This is a genomic window from Roseiarcus sp., from assembly GCF_052145395.1.
GTDB lineage: Bacteria > Pseudomonadota > Alphaproteobacteria > Rhizobiales > Beijerinckiaceae > Roseiarcus.
Genome location: NZ_JBKQOT010000770.1, coordinates 1 through 4,316 on the forward strand (window position 1 = coordinate 1; position 4,316 = coordinate 4,316).

Sequence of the window (4,316 nt, forward strand, 5' to 3'; positions counted from 1 at the left end):
GATCGTCGCGGACGAGGCGGTCGCCGACAACGAGGAGGACGGACGCAAGCACACGTGGGTGTTCGACATCCGCGAGCCTTCGAACCCGATTTCGATCGCGACCTTCCCGACCCCCACGGAAGCCGACCGACGCTCATTTTCGCGACGTGGCAGAACGCTGGCGTACGCGCCTTCGATATCGCCGACCCCTTTGCGCCGAAAGAAGTCGGCGCGTTCGTCCCCGCCGCGCCCACCCGAATGGTCGACCGGCGTCCCGGGCGTCCAAAAGTGATTCAATCCGCCGACGTCTTCGTCGACGCCGGCGGATTGATCTACGTCACCGACTACAACGCGGGTCTTTCGATCATCGAGTTCGGCGGCTGATCCGAGCGGTGCCTCGGCTGCTTTAACGCACCGGGGCTGACTCGAATTCCGGCACGCGACATCAAAGGTGGGTCAGCAGAAATACGGCAATGTCGTCAAAGTCTCCCTCGCTTGCCGCAGACACGCTCGTTCTGCACGGCGGCGCCTTCCGGCATGACCCGACGACCTCCGCGACAGCGGTGCCCAACTATCAGTCGACGTCGTTCGATTTCCCCGACACTGCTACGGCGGTGAAAATCGTCAACTTCGAGCAGATCGCCTTCACCTATTCGCGCGTCGGGAACCCGACGGTCGACGCGCTCGAACAGCGGTTGGCCGCACTTGAAGGCGGCGCAGCCGCGCTCGGCGCCGCCTCGGGGCAGGCAGCGACGGCGCTCGCTGTTCTCACCCTCGTGGAGGCGGGCGACAATATCGTGTCCTCGCCGGATCTCTACGGCGGCACCGTCCACTTCTTCCGCGCGCGCTTGAAGCAGTTTGGAATCGAGGCGCGCTTTGTCGATCCGTCCGATCCCGAGAATTTCCGCCGCGCAACCGACGACCGCACCCGCCTCTATTTCGGCGGTTCGCTGCCCAACCCAAAGCTCTCCGTCTTTCCCATCGTGGAGGTCGCCGCCATCGGCCGGCCGCTCGGCATCCCGCTGATTATCGACAACACTGCCGCGCCGCTCGCGATCAGGCCTTTCGACCATGGGGCGGCGGTCGTCGTCTATTCGGCGACCAAATACATCGGCGGCCACGGCACGACGATCGGCGGCGTCATCGTCGACAGCGTCAAATTTCCCTGGGCCGATTTTCCCGAGCGCCAGCCCTTGATCCACCGGCCGGACCCGGGCTACGGGAACCGCAACTACCTTCAATTGGCGGAGCTCTTCGGTCCGATCGCCTACGTGCTGCGCGCCCGAGCCGCGCTTCTGCGCGATCTGGGCCCGAGCCTCGCCCCGCAGAACGCGTTCCAGTTGCTCCAGGGCCTCGAAACGCTGCCGCTGCGCATCCAGCGCCATTTCGCCAACGACGCCAAGGTTGCGAACTTCCTCGCCGCGCATCCCAAGGTCGCCAAGGTCATGTACCCTGGCCTGCAGACCGGGCTCGACCGACAGCGCGCGGACAAATATCTCAGCATCGGATACGGCGGTCTCGTCGGCTTCGAGCCGGTCGGCGGCGAAAAGGCGGCCCTCGGCTTCATCAACCGGCTGAAGCTCTTCTATCACCTGGCCAATATCGGCGACGCGCGCAGCCTCGCAATCCATCCAAGCTCGACGACGCATGGCCAACTCAATGCGGAGCAGCAGGCCGCCGCCGGCATCTCGCCGGCCTTCGTGCGCCTGTCGATCTGCATCGAAGACCCGGAGGACATTATCGCCGACATCGCCCAGGCCCTCGATGGCGTCTGAGCCCGGCGCCAATCCCGGACACGTTCGGCGAGCTGAAATTGAACCTACCCGACAGCACCTGCATGGCGTTGATCATGCCCCGAATCGCGCCGATCACCTTGGAGACAGCGACCCCCGAGCAGAAGGCGGTATGGGATGAGACCGTCGCCGCCCATGGCGTCGTCACCAACATGAAGGCGACGCTTCTCCACTCGCCGGTCGCGCTTCATGCGGTGCTCGAATGGTATGCGCTGTTCGATCGGGTGAAGCCGTTCCTGAGCGAGCGCGAAGCGATCCTGTTCTGCAACGCGATTTCGCGCGCCAACTGTTGCGAGCTGTGCTCGCTCTTCATGCGCCGTGCGATCGTCGATTGGGGCGAGGACCCGGACCATCTCGTGCTTGACGAGCGGGCGCAGACTCTGACCGCCTTCGGCCGCCAGCTCGCCCTCGACGCGAACGGCGTGTCCGATGCGCCCTACGACCAGATGAAGGCCCATTTTACCGACGTCCAGATCGTCGACCTCACCGCGTTCGGCGCGCTGATGATCGTCAACAACCTTTTCGACAGCGCGCTCAAAGTCGAGCCCGACGCCTCGCTAAGACCCTACAAAGTATCGCCCGAGGTTCTGTTCCGCTGAGCGCAGTGTTTCACCGGCGAGCGGAACGAGGGGGACGAATGACGCGCGAGTTCTCGAACAAGGTCGTGTTCATCACCGGCGCGGCGCATGGCCAGGGGCGCGCCGTGGCGCTCGCTTTCGCACGCGCCGGCGCGGCGTTCGCCGGCTTCTATATCGGCCGCTCGCTCGCCATCCCGGCTATCCGCTCCGCTCCGGCGCCGAGCTCGAGCAGCTTGGCGCCGAGATCGCGGCAATCGGCGGCCGGTTCCTGGCGCTCGTCGGCAACGTCCGGGAGGAGTCGACCGTGGCTGCGGCGGTCGCCAAAACGGTCGCAGCGTTTGGCGGCCTCGACATCGTATTCGGGAACGCCGGCGTCGTGGCCTACGGCGAGGTGACCGAACTCACTGAGGAGCAATGGGAAACGGTTCTCGACATCAATCTCAAGGGCAATTTTCTGCTCGCCAAGCACGTGACGCCTGATCTCGTCGCACGCGGCGGTGGGATGATCATCTTGAATTCTTCGGTCGCAGGCTTGCGCGGGTTTCCGCGCCTTACCCACTACGCCGCGTCCAAGTGGGGGCTTGTCGGCCTCGCCCAATCGCTCGCGATCGAGGTGAGAGGGCGGGCGTGCGCGTCGTCACCCTGCATCCGACCGGCGTGGACACGCCGGTCAACGACGGACTGGCGCTGCTTGGAGATTGGACCGCAATCGAGATCGCGGAAAAGTCCGCCGGCAACCTGCTGCCGACGCCGTGGGTCACGGTCGAGGATGTCGTCGGCAGCGTGCTCTTCCTCGCCTCCGACGACGCGCGGTTCATCACCGGCTCTGCGCTTGTACTGGACGTGACCTTCTGGCGCGATACCAATTCTACTTCCGACGCGGTCCCCGAATCTTGGTCAGGTCTTTGGGACGCGGTCGCGACCGGCCGGCGTCCGATCGACACTCGCCGGGACGATCCAAGCTAGGCGCCCCACAAGCCGCCCCGCCTTGGATGTTGCATTCCGAATTCTAGTCCAGTAACATTGTAGAGTTAGTCAATAATCGCGGTCAGTCGGCCTCGGCTCCCGATTTCACGCAAGGGACCTCGCCCTATGAGCGTTATGCAGAAACGGCCTCGGGTTTCCGAAAGCGACGCCGACCTCGTGGCCGTTGCGGCCGAGCTGCGCGCGCTCAGAACCGCGTCGCAGACGCGGCGCTACCGCGGATCGCCGCCGCCGCTACCGTCGCGCGAGGTCGTCATCGAGATCGTCCAGGCCATCGTCGCCGCGCTCTACCCCCGGCACTTTGGGCCGGCTGATCTTCAGCCAGCCGACGCCGACGCCTTCATCATCCGCACGCTCGAATCGGCGCTTTCGGCGTTGAAGCGCCAGATCGAGCTCGAGCTGGCGCTCATGAGGGAATGGAAGGGCGAGACCCGGATCGACTCGTTGCTCAGGGCCGGCGGCGTCGTGGAGGATTTCGCCGCCGCTCTGCCGAAGGTCCGCGGGCTGCTCGACTCCGACCTCAGGGCCGCTTTCGAGGGCGACCCGTCGGCCAAGAGCATCGACGAGATCGCGTTTTGTTTTCCGGGCTTTGCGGCGATCGCCCGCCATCGCCTGGCGCACGAGCTCTACGCGCTCGGCGTCACGATGATCGCGCGAATCATCGCCGAGGACGCGCATTCGGCGACCGGCATCGACATCCATCCGGGAGCTGAGATCGGCGAGCGGTTCTTCATTGATCACGGCACGGGCGTCGTCATCGGCGAGACCGCGGTCATCGGCCGCAACGTGCGCCTCTATCAGGCGGTCACGCTCGGGGCGAAGCGGTTCGAGGCCGACGCGTCGGGCGCGCTCGTCAAGAACACGCCGCGCCATCCGATCGTCGAGGACGACGTGGTGATCTACGCGGGCGCGACCGTCCTTGGGCGCGTGACCATCGGCCGGGGCTCGTCGATCGGCGGCAATGTCTGGCTCACGCGCGACG

General features: G+C 65.4%; 3 protein-coding genes and 2 pseudogenes. All 5 read left to right on the forward strand.

Features of this window, described 5'->3' with window-relative positions; all coding sequences use genetic code 11:
- Window positions 1–271: pseudogene (locus ACLP25_RS26480) on the forward strand (hypothetical protein); the annotation flags it as partial.
- Between the two features lie 181 nt (window positions 272–452).
- Window positions 453–1,754: an O-acetylhomoserine aminocarboxypropyltransferase/cysteine synthase family protein gene (locus ACLP25_RS26485; RefSeq protein WP_442472094.1), complete on the forward strand. Its 1,302-nt coding sequence runs from the start codon at window positions 453–455 to the stop codon at window positions 1,752–1,754.
- Window positions 1,755–1,828: 74 nt separating this feature from the next.
- On the forward strand, window positions 1,829–2,371 hold the full coding sequence (locus ACLP25_RS26490; protein ID WP_442472095.1) for a carboxymuconolactone decarboxylase family protein: 543 nt from the start codon (window positions 1,829–1,831) through the stop codon (window positions 2,369–2,371).
- A gap of 247 nt (window positions 2,372–2,618) precedes the next feature.
- Window positions 2,619–3,316: pseudogene (locus ACLP25_RS26495) on the forward strand (SDR family NAD(P)-dependent oxidoreductase).
- A gap of 135 nt (window positions 3,317–3,451) precedes the next feature.
- A partial coding sequence (gene epsC, locus ACLP25_RS26500; protein WP_442472096.1) for a serine O-acetyltransferase EpsC occupies window positions 3,452–4,316 on the forward strand: 865 nt, incomplete at its 3' end.

Bases quoted from the DNA above. Each gene is read 5' to 3' on its own strand.
- ACLP25_RS26490 (WP_442472095.1), top strand. From the start codon at position 1,829: ATGCCCCGAATCGCGCCGATCACCTTGGAGACAGCGACCCCCGAGCAG.
- ACLP25_RS26485 (WP_442472094.1), top strand. From the start codon at position 453: ATGTCGTCAAAGTCTCCCTCGCTTGCCGCAGACACGCTCGTTCTGCAC.